The sequence below is a fragment of the Streptomyces sp. NPDC046821 genome, from assembly GCF_040645335.1.
Classification (GTDB): Bacteria; Actinomycetota; Actinomycetes; order Streptomycetales; family Streptomycetaceae; genus Streptomyces.
In genome coordinates this window covers 198,821-213,213 of the sequence record NZ_JBEYYB010000012.1, presented here as the reverse complement: position 1 = coordinate 213,213, position 14,393 = coordinate 198,821, and the positions used below count along the sequence as shown (strand labels likewise).

General features: G+C 70.1%; 13 protein-coding genes. 5 read left to right on the top strand and 8 right to left on the bottom strand.

Annotated features, from left to right (window positions below; translation table 11 throughout):
* Window positions 1-9: 9 nt before the first annotated feature.
* Window positions 10-1,524 (bottom strand): peptide MFS transporter, encoded by a 1,515-nt coding sequence (locus ABZ893_RS25375; RefSeq protein WP_361407590.1) that lies wholly within the window; start codon window positions 1,522-1,524, stop codon window positions 10-12.
* A 224-nt stretch (window positions 1,525-1,748) separates the two neighbouring features.
* Between ABZ893_RS25375 and ABZ893_RS25370 the strand changes: the two genes are divergently transcribed.
* Window positions 1,749-2,759, top strand: coding sequence for a polyprenyl synthetase family protein (locus ABZ893_RS25370; RefSeq protein WP_361407588.1), 1,011 nt, complete (start codon window positions 1,749-1,751; stop codon window positions 2,757-2,759).
* A 320-nt stretch (window positions 2,760-3,079) separates the two neighbouring features.
* On the opposite strand, the gene ABZ893_RS25365 is transcribed toward ABZ893_RS25370, so the two are convergent.
* Complete coding sequence (locus ABZ893_RS25365; RefSeq protein WP_361407586.1) at window positions 3,080-3,640, bottom strand: hypothetical protein; 561 nt, start codon at window positions 3,638-3,640, stop codon at window positions 3,080-3,082.
* Between the two features lie 327 nt (window positions 3,641-3,967).
* Between ABZ893_RS25365 and ABZ893_RS25360 the strand changes: the two genes are divergently transcribed.
* The 3 genes from ABZ893_RS25360 to ABZ893_RS25350 all read left to right on the top strand — a co-directional run bounded on the left by ABZ893_RS25360 (window position 3,968) and on the right by ABZ893_RS25350 (window position 7,213).
* A complete protein-coding gene (locus tag ABZ893_RS25360) occupies window positions 3,968-5,236 on the top strand; it encodes a sigma-E factor regulatory protein RseB domain-containing protein (protein ID WP_361407584.1) in 1,269 nt (422 codons plus the stop codon).
* A gap of 116 nt (window positions 5,237-5,352) precedes the next feature.
* Window positions 5,353-6,309, top strand: a complete 957-nt coding sequence (locus ABZ893_RS25355) for an ABC transporter ATP-binding protein (RefSeq protein WP_361407582.1) — start codon at window positions 5,353-5,355, stop codon at window positions 6,307-6,309.
* Entirely contained in the window at window positions 6,296-7,213 is a 918-nt protein-coding gene (locus tag ABZ893_RS25350) for an ABC transporter permease subunit (protein WP_361407581.1), read from the top strand. The genes ABZ893_RS25355 and ABZ893_RS25350 overlap by 14 nt, the downstream gene beginning before the upstream one ends.
* A gap of 99 nt (window positions 7,214-7,312) precedes the next feature.
* Here ABZ893_RS25350 and ABZ893_RS25345 read toward each other — a convergent pair whose 3' ends face one another.
* The 3 genes from ABZ893_RS25345 to ABZ893_RS25335 all read right to left on the bottom strand — a co-directional run bounded on the left by ABZ893_RS25345 (window position 7,313) and on the right by ABZ893_RS25335 (window position 9,645).
* The gene (locus tag ABZ893_RS25345) at window positions 7,313-7,762 is read right to left on the bottom strand and encodes a VOC family protein (RefSeq protein ID WP_361407579.1); all 450 of its coding nucleotides are present in this window, start codon (window positions 7,760-7,762) and stop codon (window positions 7,313-7,315) included.
* A gap of 27 nt (window positions 7,763-7,789) precedes the next feature.
* Window positions 7,790-8,827, bottom strand: coding sequence for an EamA family transporter RarD (gene rarD, locus ABZ893_RS25340; protein ID WP_361407577.1), 1,038 nt, complete (start codon window positions 8,825-8,827; stop codon window positions 7,790-7,792).
* A gap of 137 nt (window positions 8,828-8,964) precedes the next feature.
* The gene (locus ABZ893_RS25335; protein WP_361407575.1) at window positions 8,965-9,645 is read right to left on the bottom strand and encodes a TetR/AcrR family transcriptional regulator C-terminal domain-containing protein; all 681 of its coding nucleotides are present in this window, start codon (window positions 9,643-9,645) and stop codon (window positions 8,965-8,967) included.
* A 155-nt stretch (window positions 9,646-9,800) separates the two neighbouring features.
* Here ABZ893_RS25335 and ABZ893_RS25330 point away from each other — a divergent pair, with 155 nt between their 5' ends.
* A complete protein-coding gene (locus tag ABZ893_RS25330; RefSeq protein ID WP_361407573.1) occupies window positions 9,801-10,337 on the top strand; it encodes a hypothetical protein in 537 nt (178 codons plus the stop codon).
* 86 nt (window positions 10,338-10,423) lie between these two features.
* On the opposite strand, the gene ABZ893_RS25325 is transcribed toward ABZ893_RS25330, so the two are convergent.
* The 3 genes from ABZ893_RS25325 to ABZ893_RS25315 all read right to left on the bottom strand — a co-directional run bounded on the left by ABZ893_RS25325 (window position 10,424) and on the right by ABZ893_RS25315 (window position 14,346).
* The gene (locus ABZ893_RS25325) at window positions 10,424-11,500 is read right to left on the bottom strand and encodes a 2-oxoacid:ferredoxin oxidoreductase subunit beta (RefSeq protein ID WP_361407571.1); all 1,077 of its coding nucleotides are present in this window, start codon (window positions 11,498-11,500) and stop codon (window positions 10,424-10,426) included.
* Entirely contained in the window at window positions 11,493-13,424 is a 1,932-nt protein-coding gene (locus ABZ893_RS25320; RefSeq protein WP_361407569.1) for a 2-oxoacid:acceptor oxidoreductase subunit alpha, read from the bottom strand. The genes ABZ893_RS25325 and ABZ893_RS25320 overlap by 8 nt, the downstream gene beginning before the upstream one ends.
* Window positions 13,425-13,686: 262 nt before the next feature.
* Window positions 13,687-14,346: a response regulator transcription factor gene (locus tag ABZ893_RS25315; protein ID WP_361407801.1), complete on the bottom strand. Its 660-nt coding sequence runs from the start codon at window positions 14,344-14,346 to the stop codon at window positions 13,687-13,689.
* Window positions 14,347-14,393: the final 47 nt, after the last annotated feature.

Below are 14,393 nucleotides of genomic sequence, written 5' to 3'. Positions count from 1 at the left end.
GGGGTCACCTCAGTGGACGGGGTGCATCGTCCTGCGCAGCCACGGCGCGAGAGCGATGACGACCAGGCCGGCGACGACGGCGATGGCGCCGTTGAAGCCGAAGTAGACGGGGTTGGAGACCGTGCCGTAGACCTTCACGGTCTGGGCCTGGATGCCGTTCGCGAGGGCGAGCGACAGGAACCACAGGGACATGGTCTGGCTGGCGAAGGCGTGCGGCGCGAGCTTCGTCGTGGCCGACATGCCCGAGGTCTCCAGGAGGATGTCGCCGAGCCCGAGCAGCAGGTACGAGCCGACGATCCACCAGGCGGCCATCCGGTACGTGTCCCCGCTGTGGCCCGAGGTCGGGATCACCATGAGCAGGAACGACAGACCGCCCAGGATGACGCCGAAGGCGATCTTGTTGGAGGCGTGCGGCTGGCGCGGGCCCATCCGCGCCCACAGGCCCGCCACCACGGGCGCGAGGGCGACCTCGAAGGCGCCGAGCGCCGACGCGTACCAGCCGGCGGGGAAGTGGAAGCCGAGGATCTCGGTCTTGGCGTTCGTCGAGGCCAGCAGGATCATCGTCGAGTAGGCCTGGAACAGGATGAAGTTGAAGACCACGGACGCCAGGAACAGGACGACGTAGGGCCGCAGCCGACCCCGTTCCTCGGCCGTCACGCGCGGGCTGCGGAACATGACGGCGAAGTACACGACCGGCGCGATCACGGATATGACGGTGAGGACGTCGACGAACCGACCCATCGTCAGCCAGCCCGCCCACGCGAGGATCACGGCGAGTGCGGCGACCACGACCGCGCCGGCGACCATCAGCCGGACGGCGCGCCGCATTCCTTCGGGCGGAAGCGCGTACTCCGCCGCGTGCTTGCGTCCGGCCAGGTGACGCCGCCCCAGGACGTACTGGACGAGCCCGAACGTCATGCCGATGGCGGCGGCCGAGAAGCCCCAGTGCCAGCCCTTGTGGTCGCCGAGCCAGCCGGTGATCAGCGGGCCGGCGAAGGCGCCGATGTTGATGCCCATGTAGTACAGCGCGAAGCCGGCGTCGCGGCGCTCGTCGTCGGTGCGGTAGAGCTTGCCGACCATGGTCGCGACATTGGGCTTGACCAGGCCCGTTCCCGCGCTGATGAGGCCGAGTCCGACCCAGGTCATGCCCGCGGTCGGCACGGCCATCGAGTAGTGCCCGCAGGCGATCAGGATGCCGCCGTAGAGGACCGCGCGGTACGAGCCGAGGATCCGGTCGGCGAGCCAGCCGCCGCCCACGGAGACCAGGTAGACGAGCGTTCCGTAGGCTGCCGATACGGACGCCGCCGTTCCGGCGGACATGCCGAGGCCGCCGTGGGCGACCGTGTCCGCGAAGTAGAGGACGAGGATGGCCTGCATGCCGAGGAACGAGAAGCGCTCCCAGACCTCCAGGCCCGACAGCGTGAGCAGGCCGCGCGGCTGGCCGAGAAACGCGTGGTCGTCCTCCGGTGGTGGCTGCCCGGTGTCCGGATCGTTCGGCTCGGCGTCGGCCGTGGTACGGGACATAGGGGTTACCCCCGCTCTACTCGGTCGTATGAGCCCATCAGGAACATACCGGGGGTGTTCGTGGAGCGCTCGGCCTGGACTGTCCGGGCAGGCCCCCACTGTGATCGAAACGCGACCGGATACGCTGACTCGAGTGATGGCAGCGACACATCGACAAACCGTGTCATCGAATAAATGATCGACCGAGTTCGCCATGTGATCGTCAGCAGACAGGAGAACCTCTCGTGACCGTCGTCGGGACTTTCGGTCTTAGCGTGCGGGACCAGGCTCTCGAAGCCGATGTCCAGGCCGGATTGGCGGCTGTCGAGGAGGGCCTGCTCGACGCGACGAAGAGCGAGGTCCCCTTCATCACGGAGGCCGCGCAGCACCTCGTGCGCGCGGGCGGCAAGCGCTTCAGGCCGCTGCTCGTGATGCTCGCCGCGCAGTTCGGCGACCCGTACGCGCCGGGCGTCGTGCCCTCCGCCGTCGTCGTCGAGCTGACGCATCTCGCGACGCTCTACCACGACGACGTGATGGACGAGGCGGACGTGCGCCGCGGCGTCGACAGCGCCAACACCCGCTGGGGCAACTCGGTCGCCGTCCTGACCGGTGACTTCCTCTTCTCGCGCGCCTCCCACATGCTGGCCGACCTCGGGCCCGAGGCCGTCCGCATCCAGGCGGAGGCCTTCGAACGCCTCGTCACCGGGCAGATCCTGGAGACGGCCGGCCCGCGCGACGGCCGCGACCCCGTCGACCACTACCTCGACGTCCTCAGCGGCAAGACCGGCTCGCTGATCGCCGTGGCCGTCCGGTTCGGCGCGATGATGTCCGGCGCCGACGAGCGCGTCGTGGAGATCCTCGCCCAGTACGGCGAGCGGCTCGGCGTCGCCTTCCAGCTCGCTGACGACGTCCTGGACATCGCCTCCGACTCGCACGAGTCCGGCAAGACGCCCGGCACCGACCTGCGCGAGGGCATCCCCACGCTGCCCGTCCTGCGGCTGCGCGAGCGCGCCGAACAGCTCGGCCTGCCCGAGGACCGCGCCCTGTGCGAGCTGCTCGACTCCGATCTGACGGACGATTCGCGGCACGCCGAGGCGCTGGCCAGGCTCCGCGTCCACCCGGCCCTGGAGCAGGCCCGCCGGGACACCGTGCGGTACGCCGAGGAGGCGCGCGCCACCCTCGCGCCGCTGCCCGAGTGCGACGCGAAGGCCTCCCTCCAGGAACTGTGCGACGCGGTGGTGCACCGGGCGGGCTGACGCCTGCGCGCGCCGGTGCGCCGGGTGGGTCTGCGCGCCGCGTTTTGGTGCGCCGGGTGGTTCTACGCGCCGCGCCGGTGCGCCGGGTGGGCTCACGCGCCCCGGTGGCGCGCCGGTCCGGCTCTCGCGCCGAGTTGTGCGCCGGTCCGGCTCTCGCGCCGAGTTGTGCCCCCGGTACGCATCTCGCACCGGGTCGGTGTGCCGGGGCCGGTACGGGTCTCACGCCGCGTCGCGCGCAGGCCCGGCTCTCACGCCGCGGCGGCGCGCCCGTTCGGTCAATAACCGGCGTTCAGCCGCTGTTCGGCTTCGAGACGCTCGGGTCAGTAACCACTGTTCGAGCTGCTCGACCCGCCTCCGCCGCCACTGCTGCTGCCGCTGGTGCTCATGGCCTTCCCGCCGGTGGGAGTGGCCGCGAACCATGTGCCGCCGACGCCCTGGCCGTACGCCTCCTTCGGCTGGTCGTCCTTGGAGTAGCGGTACAGAGGCCAGCCCGCGAGGGTGATCTGCGTGGTGCCGTCCGAACGCTTCACCGTCGAGACCAGTTTCTTGTCGATGCCCTTGACCGTGATGCTCTGCGTGTTCTTGGCGGTGGCGGCCGGCCACAGCGTGGCGCAGGAGCCGTAGCAGGTCACCTTGGTGGGCTTGGCCGAGTCCTGGTCGAAGCGGTACAGGACGAAGCCCTTGTTGTCGGTCACGACCGTGCCGACCTTGTCGACCTTGGCGGCGGTCAGGGTCGCGGAGTTCGTCATGGTGCTGCCGGCCGGCGTCGCGGAGCTGTGGCTCCCGCCGCCGCTGCCGCACCCGCTGAGGACGAGGGCGAAGACGGCGGCGCCCACGGCGGCGAAACCGGTGATGCGGGTGTTCTTCGTGGTGGCGAGCATGGCAACCCCTTTGCCGATGCGGATGTCCTGCCACCAAGAGGTACGGATTCGGGCCGCGTTCTACTCGACGTACTCCGCGGCGTTCTGCCGGGTGGCCGGAGCCGGGGTTTTCCCGTACGTCCCCCTACGGGACGGGAGACGTCTCGCCCGTCGGTGTCATACCGCGGTAGTACACGGAGTTGAGACTGCGGTCTGACGATTCCGTGCCGCCGATTTGGTCAGATGGTTAGCACCACTCCCGACCAATTCGGGTGAGAATGGCGGCTTGGGGTGGGCAGACGAGTGAGAACGACAGGCCGCCGCCCAATACGGAGGTAGGGCTTCAACATGGCACCGAACGAATCCGAATCCGCCGTCCGCCGCAAGGCGACCCGGTACGTGGTCCCGGTCGTGGTGGTGGGGGTGGCCGCGGCGGCGATCGGGCTCGTCCCCGCACTCGCCGACTCCGGAAATCCCGACCTGCCGAAGATCAGCGCGCAGCAGCTCCTCGAGAAGATCGCCAAGTCGGACGTCCAGCAGATGTCCGGCACGGTGAAGATCTCCACGGATCTCGGACTGCCGTCCCTGGGCGGCGCCGCGGGCACGTTCGCCCCGGGCGCCGGCGGCCTGTCAGGACATGGGGGCGGCAAGGGGGGTTCGTCGGCCGACCCGCAGTCCAAGCTGATGGAGCTGGCCTCCGGCACGCACACGCTGCGCGTCGCGACGGACGGCCACGACCGGCAGAAGCTCTCCGTCCTGGACAGCGCCTCCGAGTACAGCGTGATCCACAACGGCGACGAGGTCTGGGCCTACAACAGCGCGACGAACGAGGCGTATCACGCGAAGCACGCCGGGGCGGCCCAGGACCGGGCCGGCAAGCACGACAAGCGCGAGCTGAGGGACGGCGTCCCGGCCACGCCCAAGGAGTTCGCCGACCAGGTCCTGAAGCAGTCCGGCAAGACGACGTCCATCTCGGTCGAGGGCACGTCGCAGGTCGCGGGGCGTGACGCGTACAAGCTGCTCGTGAAGCCGAAGCAGTCCGGTTCGACGGTCGGCGGGATCACGATCTCGGTGGACGCGAAGACCGGTCTGCCGCTGAAGTTCACGCTGACGCCCGCGGGCGGCGGCAAGGCGGTCGTGGACGCGGGCTTCACCAAGGTGGACTTCGCCAAGCCCGCTGCTTCCACGTTCGACTTCACCCCGCCCAAGGGCACCAAGGTCACCGAGGGCGGCGACCACAAGGGGGCCGACGGGCAGCGCGGGCCGCGCGCGCCGCACGCACCTGTCGCGCCGCAGGGCTCCGGGAAGATGCCCAAGGAGATGCGGGGCGGCGGGAAGAACGACCTGAAGGTCCTCGGTGAGGGCTGGACGTCCGTCGCCGAGCTGAAGCTGCCCGGCGGGCACGGGCTGCCGAAGGGCGGTCCGGGCAAGGGCGACGTCCCGCCCGAGGCGCAGAAGTTCATGAACGCGCTGGGCGACCACGTGACGGGCAAGTTCGGCTCGGGCACGGTCTTCTCGACCCGCCTGATCAACGCCCTCGTCACGGACGACGGCAAGGTCTACGTCGGCGCGGTCACCAAGGACGCGCTGGTCAAGGCGGCGAACGCGGCGCAGTAGCCGCAGACGGCCGCCACACGTGGCAGGGGAGTGGGCGGCGCCGGGACCGATCCCGGCGCCCCCGCTCCCGCACTCCTCACTCCGCACGACCTCGGGAGCGACATGGCGGTGGCGACATGGCGGTGAGCACTGTTGGGGAGTCCGTGATCGAGACACGGGCCCTCACCAAGCGGTACGGCGGCGGGCAGTTGGCGGTCGACGGCCTCGACCTGACCGTCCCCGCCGGCAGCGTCTTCGGCTTCCTCGGGCCGAACGGCTCGGGCAAGACGACCACCATCCGGATGCTGATGGGCCTGATCGCGCCGACGTCCGGTGCGGCCCGCGTCCTCGGCAGCCCCATGCCTCGCGCCACCCGCACGGTCCTCCCGCACGTCGGCGCCCTCATCGAGGGCCCGGCCCTGTACGGGTTCCTGTCCGGCCGGGACAACCTGATCCGTTACGACAGCGCCGACCCGAACGCCGACCCGCGCACCCGGCGCGCCCGCGTCGCCACCGCCCTGGACCGGGTGGGCCTGACGGCAGCCGCGGGCAAGAAGGCGAAGGCGTACTCGCTCGGCATGAAGCAGCGCCTGGGGCTCGCCGCCGCGCTGCTCCAGCCCCGCAGACTCCTCGTGCTCGACGAGCCGACGAACGGGCTCGACCCGCAGGGGATGCGCGAAATCCGTTCCCTGGTGCGGGAGCTGGCGTCGGACGGCACGACCGTCTTCCTCTCCTCGCACCTCCTCGACGAGATCGAGCAGGTCTGCACCCACGCCGCCGTGATGGCGCGGGGCCGGCTCCTCACGCAGGGCCCGGTCGCCGAACTCGCGGCGGGCGCCCGCGGCCGGCTCGTCGTCACGACACCCGACCCGGGTGACGCGGCGCGCATCCTGAAGGAACGCGGCGTCACGGACGTGACCGTGACGGACGGCCAGGTGACGGGCGAGCCGCCCGGGCCCGGCACGGACCTCGCCGATCTGAACGCGGCACTGGTCGCCGCAGGCGTCCGCGTCCGCGGCTTCGGACTCGAACGGGCCTCGCTGGAGGACGCGTTCGTGGCGCTGACGGGAGAGGGATTCGATGTCGCAGGCTGAGGCGTCACCGGCTGAGGCCCCCGCGCCCGGGAGCACCGCTCCGGCGGAGGCCGCCCCCGTACGCAAGTGGATCTGGACCTTCGGCCTGTTCCGCAGCGAGCTGGCCACGACGTTCCGACGGTGGCGCACGATCGCGCTGCTCGCCGTCCTGGCCGGGGTGCCGATCCTCGTCGGGATCGCCGTGAAGATCGAGACGAGCGGCGGTTCCCAGCCCGGGGGCCGCGGCGGGGAAGGCCCCGCGTTCATCGCCCAGATCACCAACAACGGCCTGTTCCTGGTCTTCACGGCGCTCGCCGCGACGCTCCCGTTCTTCCTGCCGATGGCGGTCGGCGTGATCGCAGGCGACGCCATCGCAGGCGAGGCGAACGCGGGGACGCTGCGCTACCTGCTCGTCGCCCCCGCCGGCCGCACCAGACTCCTGCTCACCAAATACGCGACGACGATGACGTTCTGCCTGGTCGCGACGTTGACCGTGGCGGTGACCGCGCTCGTCACGGGCGCCCTGCTCTTCCCGCTCGGCGACCTCGTCACGATCTCCGGCACCCGCATCAGCTTCGCCGACGGTCTCCTGCGGGCCCTGCTGATCGCCCTCGTCGTGGCCGCGTCACTCGTGGGGATCGCCGCGCTCGGCCTGTTCGTCTCGACCCTCACCAACAGTGGCATCGCGGCGATGGCGACGACGGTGGGCCTGCTCATCACCGTCCAGATCCTCGACCAGATCCCCCAGCTGCACGCGATCCAGCCGTACCTGTTCTCGCACCGCTGGCTGTCCTTCGCGGACCTGATGCGCGAGCCGGTCTACTGGGACGACCTGCTCAAGAATCTGGGCCTGCAAGGCCTGTACGCCGCCGTCTTCGGCTCGGCGGCCTGGGCGAGACTGACGTCGAAGGACATCACGGCGTAGGAGGTCACCGGCGTAAGGCATCACGGCGTGGGGCGTCACCGGCGTAAGGCGTCACGGCGTAGGGCGTCACCCGCGTAGGACATCACCGCTCACGCACCCCTACTGCACGCAGAACTCGTTGCCCTCCGGGTCCGTCATCACGACCCACTCGCCGCCGGGCTGCTTCACGTGGTCCTGCGCCCTCGCGCCGAGGCCCTCCAGGCGGGCGACCTCGGCGTCGCGTACGGCGGGGCCCGCGTGCACGTCGATGTGGAGGCGGTTCTTCACCGTTTTGGGCTCGGGGACCCGCTGGAAGAGGACGCGCCGGCCGAGCCCCATGCCGCTCCGCTCGTCGACCGGGTCCTCGGGATGCCGTACGGCGATCAGGTCACGCCATGTGAGACGGCCCTGGAACTCGAGGGTGGCCTCTTTCGGCGCCGCGCCGGCGTCGAGGACGTGGGCGATCAGGGCGCTGTTGTCCTCGATCTCGTACCCGAGGGCCGCGGCCCAGAAGGTGGCCTGGGCGTGCGGATCGGCGGCGTCCACGACGAGCTTCCACTCCAGAGTCATGGACCACTTATAGCGCGTGGCGGGGCGTCAGGCGGCGGGTTCGGGCCGGGGCTCCGGGTCGGCCTCAGCCGGTACGGCGGCATCCAGAACGGCCTCCGCCGCCGGTACGCCGGCATCCGGAACCGTCTCCGTAGCGGCCGCCGCCCGTGCCTCCTGCTGCGCCAGGGCGATCCGTCCCTGCCGGGCCGTCCGCAGCGCGTCCCACGTCAGGAGGGTGAGCGCCAGCCACACGAGTCCGAATCCGGCCCACCGCTCGGCGGGCATCGCCTCATGGAAGTACAGGATGCCGAGCAGGAACTGGAAGACGGGCGCCAGGTACTGGAGCAGGCCAAGGGTCGACAGCGGGACGCGGATCGCGGCCGCGCCGAAGCAGACCAGGGGAGCCGCGGTGACGAGGCCCGCCGCCGCGAGCAGCGCCGAGTGGCCCCCGCTGGAGCCGAACGTGGACTCGCCCTGCGTACCGATCCAGATGAGGTAGGCGAGCGCGGGCAGGAACTGGATCGCGGTCTCGGCGGCGAGCGACTCCAGGCCGCCCAGGTTGACCTTCTTCTTCACCAGGCCGTAGGTCGCGAACGAGAAGGCGAGGATCAGCGAGATCCAGGGCGGCTGCCCGGCTCCGAAGGCGAGGACGAGGACCGCGGTGAGGCCGACGCCGACCGCCGCCCACTGCGCGGGCCGCAGCCGCTCGCCCAGGATCAGGACGCCCATGGCGATCGTGACCAGCGGGTTGATGAAGTAGCCGAGCGAGGCCTCGACCACGTGGCCCGCGTTCACGGCCCAGATGTAGACGCCCCAGTTGACGGTGACGACGGCCGCGGCGACGACCACGAGCCCGAGCCTGCGCGGGCTGCGCAGCAGCTCACCGGCCCAGGCCCAGCGGCGTACGAAGAGCAGTGCGACGGCGACCACGACCAGCGACCACACCATGCGGTGGGCGAGGATCTCGGCGGCGCCGGAGGGCTTGAGGAGCGGCCAGAACAGGGGCACGAGGCCCCACATCGCGTAGGCCGCGACGCCGTTCAACAGCCCTGTGCGCTGTTCGCTTCCCGACCGCCCAGCCGTCACGGCCCCTCCTCCACAGAAAAGGCCGCCCCACGACGGCCACTCATGAAGGTAGCGCCGCCGGGCACCGGCTGTCATGTCCGTATCCCTATACGGTCATGACATCCGCTGTCGGCCTGGTCACACGCCCGCGGCGCGGCTCACGGCTGTGCGGAGAGCTCCCGCTCCAGGCCGTCGAGCAGAGCTTGGAGACCGAACTCGAAAGTGCGGTCGGGGGCGGCGGCGTACTCGGCCGCCGCCGGGGTCTCCAGCCGGGCGCGCAGGCGCGGATAGCGCAGGGCGATCTCCCGCGCCTTGGTCATGGCCTCCTCGAACTGCTCCTCGGCGGCGGCCCGGTCCTCGTGGTGCTTCCGGGTGAGGGAGGCGGTCGCGGCGATGCCGGCCGCGTTGCCGAGGACGTAGGTGAAGACGGTGGCCGCGGCCTGGTCGGCCCGGGCGCCGGTGAACCCGGCGGCCTCGTAGACGCCCAGGCTGTGGTCGTCGTGGCGGGCCTTGCCGTCGCCGTAGACGACGTGCGCGGCGAAGACCTGCACCAGCCAGGGGTGCCGGACGAACATCCCGTACAGGTCCGTGGCCATCGCGGCGGCCGCCGCGCGCCAGCCGGCCGCGTCGGGGTCGGGCAGCGTGAGCTCGCCCCACACCTGGTCGGTGGCGAGCAGGACGAGGTTGTCCTTGCTCTTCACGTGCCAGTAGACGGCCGTGGCGGCGGAGTCGAGCCGCTTGCCGAGGGCGCGCATGTTCAGGCCTTCGAGGCCGTCGGCGTCCAGCAGCTCGACGGCGGTACGGACGATCTGGTCACGGGTGAGTGTGTCGCGCGGCATGACCTCACGGTACGCAGCGGCTTGCACAAAGTTCAAGAAGGGGCTTGCACAGTGTTCAAGTCTGGGCTTACGGTCTTTCTCGTCAGCCAGTTGAACTTAGTGCAAGTCGAGTGCGAGCCGAGTCCGAGTCCAAGTCCGAGTCGAAGGAGAGCCCCATGACCCCCATGGCCCCCATGAACACCGTCGCCGCTGTCATGCAGCTGCTCGTCGCCGCCGCTTTCGTCAGCATCCCGGTGGTCCGCCACCGCTTCGGCCCCGCCGCGAAGGCCGCCGCCGTCGCCGAACTCCGCCGCCAGGACGTCCGCCCCGAGGTGCTGGAGGAGAACAAGCTCCGCTTCGACGCCGGCGGTCACGAGACCGCGGCCCCGGTGACCGTCGCCGCGGTCATGGCCGCCACCGCCGCCCTGAACTTCGCGGGCGCCGACCTGGCCCAGCTGTTGACCTGGATCTTCTCCTCGCTGGTCCTGCTGATGAACGCGGTGATCGTCTACAGCAACCTCACCGCGGTGAAGTCCGTGGAGGCCGCGTTCCGCCGAAAGGGCGACCCGGAGCTGGCCCGCGTCGAGGTCGCGCCCTTCCTCAAGGCGGCCGAGGGCGCGTTCCCCGGCTGGGTGCGCGCCCAGACCTACCTGCGCAACACCCTGGTCTTCGGCGGCTCGGCCGTCGCACTGGCAGCGGTGACCCTGATCTGAACGGCGGGCCGAGTGACGGCCGTTGTGAACGACGAAGCCCGGCCCTGACGGTGTCAGAGCCGGGCTTCGTCGTGCCTAGGTTGCGCTTAACCGACCACGGTCCAGGTGTCGCCGCCGGCGAGCAGCGCGGCGAGGTCGCCTTTGCCGTTCTGTTCGATGGCGTCGTCGAGCTGGTCGGACATCTGGGTGTCGTAGACCGGGCGGTCGACGGAGCGGAAGACGCCGATAGGGGTGTGGTGGAGGGTGTGCGGGTCCGCGAGGCGGGACAGGGCGAACGCGGTGGTGGGGGAGGCGGTGTGCGCGTCGTGCACCAGGACCTGCGACTGGTTGGCCTCGGTCACCTCGACGACCTCCAGGTCACCGGTGCGGGGGTCGCGGATGACGCCCTTGGCGCCGTCGGTGCCGAAGCGGATCGGCTGCCCGTGTTCCAGGCGGATCACCGCCTCCTCGGCCTGCTGCTTGTCCTTGAGGGTGTCGAAGGCGCCGTCGTTGAAGATGTTGCAGTTCTGGTAGATCTCGACGAGGGCGGTGCCGGGGTGGGCGGCCGCCTCGCGGAGCACGCTGGTGAGGTGCTGGCGGTCGGAGTCGACGGTGCGGGCCACGAACGAGGCCTCCGCCCCGATGGCGAGGGAGACCGGGTTGAAGGGGGCGTCCAGGGAGCCCATGGGGGTCGACTTGGTGATCTTGCCGACCTCGGAGGTGGGGCTGTACTGGCCCTTGGTGAGGCCGTAGATCCGGTTGTTGAAGAGCAGGATCTTGAGGTTGACGTTGCGGCGCAGGGCGTGGATGAGGTGGTTGCCGCCGATGGAGAGGGCGTCGCCGTCGCCGGTGACGACCCATACGGAGAGGTCGCGGCGGCTGGAGGCGAGGCCGGTGGCGATGGCGGGGGCGCGGCCGTGGATGGAGTGCATCCCGTAGGTGTTCATGTAGTACGGGAAGCGGGAGGAGCAGCCGATGCCGGAGACGAAGACGATGTTCTCCTTCGCCAGGCCGAGTTCGGGCATGAAGCCCTGTACGGCGGCGAGGATCGCGTAGTCCCCGCAGCCGGGGCACCAGCGCACCTCCTGGTCCGACTTGAAGTCCTTCATGGACTGCTTGGCGTCGGCCTTGGGCACCAGGGAGAGCGCCTCGATGGTGCTCGTCGCCTGCACGGTGTCAGCCATCGATGGCCTCCTTGAGAGCCGTGGCGAGCTGCTCGGCCTTGAACGGCATTCCGTTGACCTGGTTGTAGGAGCGGGCGTCCACCAGGTACTTCGCCCGGATGAGGGTGGCCAGCTGGCCCAGGTTCATCTCGGGGATCACCACACGCTCGTAGCGCTTCAGGACCTCGCCGAGGTTGGCGGGGAACGGGTTGAGGTGGCGCAGGTGGGCCTGTGCGATGTGCTGGCCGTCCCTGCGCAGCCGGCGCACCGCCGCCGTGATCGGCCCGTACGTGGAACCCCAGCCCAGGACCAGGGTGTTGGCCTCACCCGACGGGTCATCCACCTCCAGGTCGGGCACGGTGATGCCGTCGATCTTGGCCTGGCGGGTGCGGACCATGAACTCATGGTTGGCAGGGTCGTAGGAGATGTTGCCCGTGCCGTCCTGCTTCTCGATCCCACCGATCCGGTGCTCCAGGCCCGGCGTGCCCGGCACCGCCCACGGGCGGGCCAGGGTCTGCGGGTCCCGCTTGTACGGCCAGAACACCTCGCTGCCGTCGTCCAGGGTGTGGTTCGGGCCGGACGCGAACTGCGTGCGCAGATCGGGGAGTTCATCGACCTCGGGGATCCGCCACGGCTCCGAGCCGTTGGCCAGATACCCGTCCGAGAGCAGGAACACCGGGGTCCGGTACGTGATCGCGATCCGCGCCGCCTCGATCGCCGCGTCGAAACAGTCCGCGGGCGTCATGGGGGCGATGACCGGAACCGGCGCCTCACCGTTACGGCCGTACATGGCCTGGAGCAGATCCGCCTGCTCCGTCTTCGTCGGCAGACCCGTGGACGGCCCACCACGCTGGATATCCACCACCAGCAACGGCAGTTCGAGCGAGACCGCGAGTCCGATGGTCTCCGACTTGAGCGCCACACCCGGCCCGGACGTCGTGGTCACCGCCAGCGATCCGCCGAACGCGGCGCCCAGCGCCGCCCCGATCCCGGCGATCTCGTCCTCCGCCTGGAACGTGCGCACACCGAAATTCTTGTGCCGCGACAGCTCGTGCAGGATGTCGGAGGCCGGCGTGATCGGGTACGAGCCCAGATACAGCGGCAGGTCCGCCTGACGGGACGCCGCGATCAACCCGTAAGACAGCGCCAGGTTCCCGGAGATGTTCCGGTAGGTACCGGTCGGGAACGCGGACGTGGCCGGGGCGATCTCGTAGGAGACGGCGAAGTCCTCCGTCGTCTCACCGAAGTTCCAACCCGCCTGGAACGCGGCGATGTTCGCTGCGGCGATCTCCGGCTTCTTCGCGAACTTCGACCGCAGGAACTTCTCCGTCCCCTCCGTCGGCCGGTGATACATCCACGACAGCAGACCCAGGGCGAACATGTTCTTCGAGCGGCCCGCGTCCTTGCGGGACAGATCGAAGCCCTTGAGCGCCTCGACCGTCAAAGTCGTCAAAGGCACGGGGTGGACGCGATACGCCTCAAGCGACCCGTCCTCCAGCGGACTCTCGGCGTAACCGACCTTCTGCATCGCCCGCTTCGTGAACTCGTCCGTGTTCACGATGATCTCCGCGCCGCGCGGCACATCCGCGATGTTCGCCTTCAACGCCGCCGGGTTCATCGCGACCAGCACGTTCGGCGCGTCACCCGGGGTGAGGATGTCGTGGTCCGCGAAGTGCAGCTGGAACGAGGACACCCCCGGCAGGGTTCCGGCAGGCGCCCGGATCTCGGCCGGGAAATTCGGCAACGTCGACAGGTCGTTCCCGAACGACGCCGTCTCCGACGTGAACCGGTCACCCGTCAGCTGCATCCCGTCACCCGAGTCACCCGCGAACCGGATGATCACCCGGTCCAGACGTTGAACGTCTTTGTCGCTCGCGTGTCTGCGCTGCTCTCCGACGACTGCACCATCGGCCTGCTCGGCCGGGCTACTGACCTGGCTGGTCACTGAACTGGACCTCCCTCGAGGCGGCTCTGCGGGAGGGGCCGGCCGCCCGGTCCCTCCATGGCCCACCCTACGTCGGTAAGGGTCGCCTTCCCTGGAGCGTTCGTATGGTGGACGTGACATTGAGACACCTTGATGACCGTATTTGTCATGATTTTCCCACCCCCGTGCCCCCCTCTATGAAGACGCGCCCACCCGGTCCTCCGGTTCAGGGACGCGCCCGGCCGAGTCCGGGCGACCGGATATCTGACAGAGTGTCAGGTCCTCATGAATTCAGGTAGGTGAGGACGGCCAGAACCCGCCGGTGATCCCCGTCACTCGGGGCGAGGCCCAGCTTCAGGAAGATGTTGCTGACGTGCTTCTCGACCGCACCGTCGCTGACCACGAGCTGGCGCGCGACCGCCGAGTTGGTCCGCCCTTCGGCCATCAGGCCGAGCACCTCCCGCTCGCGCGGGGTCAGTCCGGCCAGCACGTCCTGCTTGCGGCTGCGCCCGAGGAGCTGGGCCACCACCTCCGGGTCGAGCGCCGTCCCGCCCTGGGCCACCCGGACCACCGCGTCCACGAACTCGCGCACCTCGGCCACCCGGTCCTTGAGCAGATAGCCCACGCCATGGCTGGAACCGGCGAGGAGTTCGGTCGCGTACCGCTCCTCCACGTACTGCGAGAGGACCAGCACCCCGAGTCCCGGGTGCTGTGCGCGCAGCTGGACCGCGGCGCGCACGCCTTCGTCCGTGTGCGTCGGCGGCATCCGTACGTCGGCCACCACCACGTCCGGCAGTGTGCCCTGCGCGGCCAGGTCGTCGACCGTCTTGACCAGCGCGTCCCCGTCTCCCACGCCGGCCACCACGTCGTGCCCGCGGTCGGTCAGCAACCGGGTCAGGCCCTCTCTGAGCAGCACCGAATCCTCGGCGATGACGACGCGCACCCTGTTCTCCACCACGTTCCCCCGGTCCCCCGTAGCCCGTACGACAC

What these genes read in the sequence shown, in the direction of transcription:
- ABZ893_RS25375 (WP_361407590.1), bottom strand. Translation starts at nt 1,524, where the DNA reads ATGTCCCGTACCACGGCCGACGCCGAGCCGAACGATCCGGACACCGGG.
- ABZ893_RS25365 (WP_361407586.1), bottom strand. Translation starts at nt 3,640, where the DNA reads ATGCTCGCCACCACGAAGAACACCCGCATCACCGGTTTCGCCGCCGTG.
- ABZ893_RS25360 (WP_361407584.1), top strand. Translation starts at nt 3,968, where the DNA reads ATGGCACCGAACGAATCCGAATCCGCCGTCCGCCGCAAGGCGACCCGG.
- ABZ893_RS25355 (WP_361407582.1), top strand. Translation starts at nt 5,353, where the DNA reads ATGGCGGTGAGCACTGTTGGGGAGTCCGTGATCGAGACACGGGCCCTC.
- ABZ893_RS25350 (WP_361407581.1), top strand. Translation starts at nt 6,296, where the DNA reads ATGTCGCAGGCTGAGGCGTCACCGGCTGAGGCCCCCGCGCCCGGGAGC.
- ABZ893_RS25345 (WP_361407579.1), bottom strand. Translation starts at nt 7,762, where the DNA reads ATGACTCTGGAGTGGAAGCTCGTCGTGGACGCCGCCGATCCGCACGCC.
- ABZ893_RS25335 (WP_361407575.1), bottom strand. Translation starts at nt 9,645, where the DNA reads ATGCCGCGCGACACACTCACCCGTGACCAGATCGTCCGTACCGCCGTC.
- ABZ893_RS25330 (WP_361407573.1), top strand. Translation starts at nt 9,801, where the DNA reads ATGACCCCCATGGCCCCCATGAACACCGTCGCCGCTGTCATGCAGCTG.
- ABZ893_RS25325 (WP_361407571.1), bottom strand. Translation starts at nt 11,500, where the DNA reads ATGGCTGACACCGTGCAGGCGACGAGCACCATCGAGGCGCTCTCCCTG.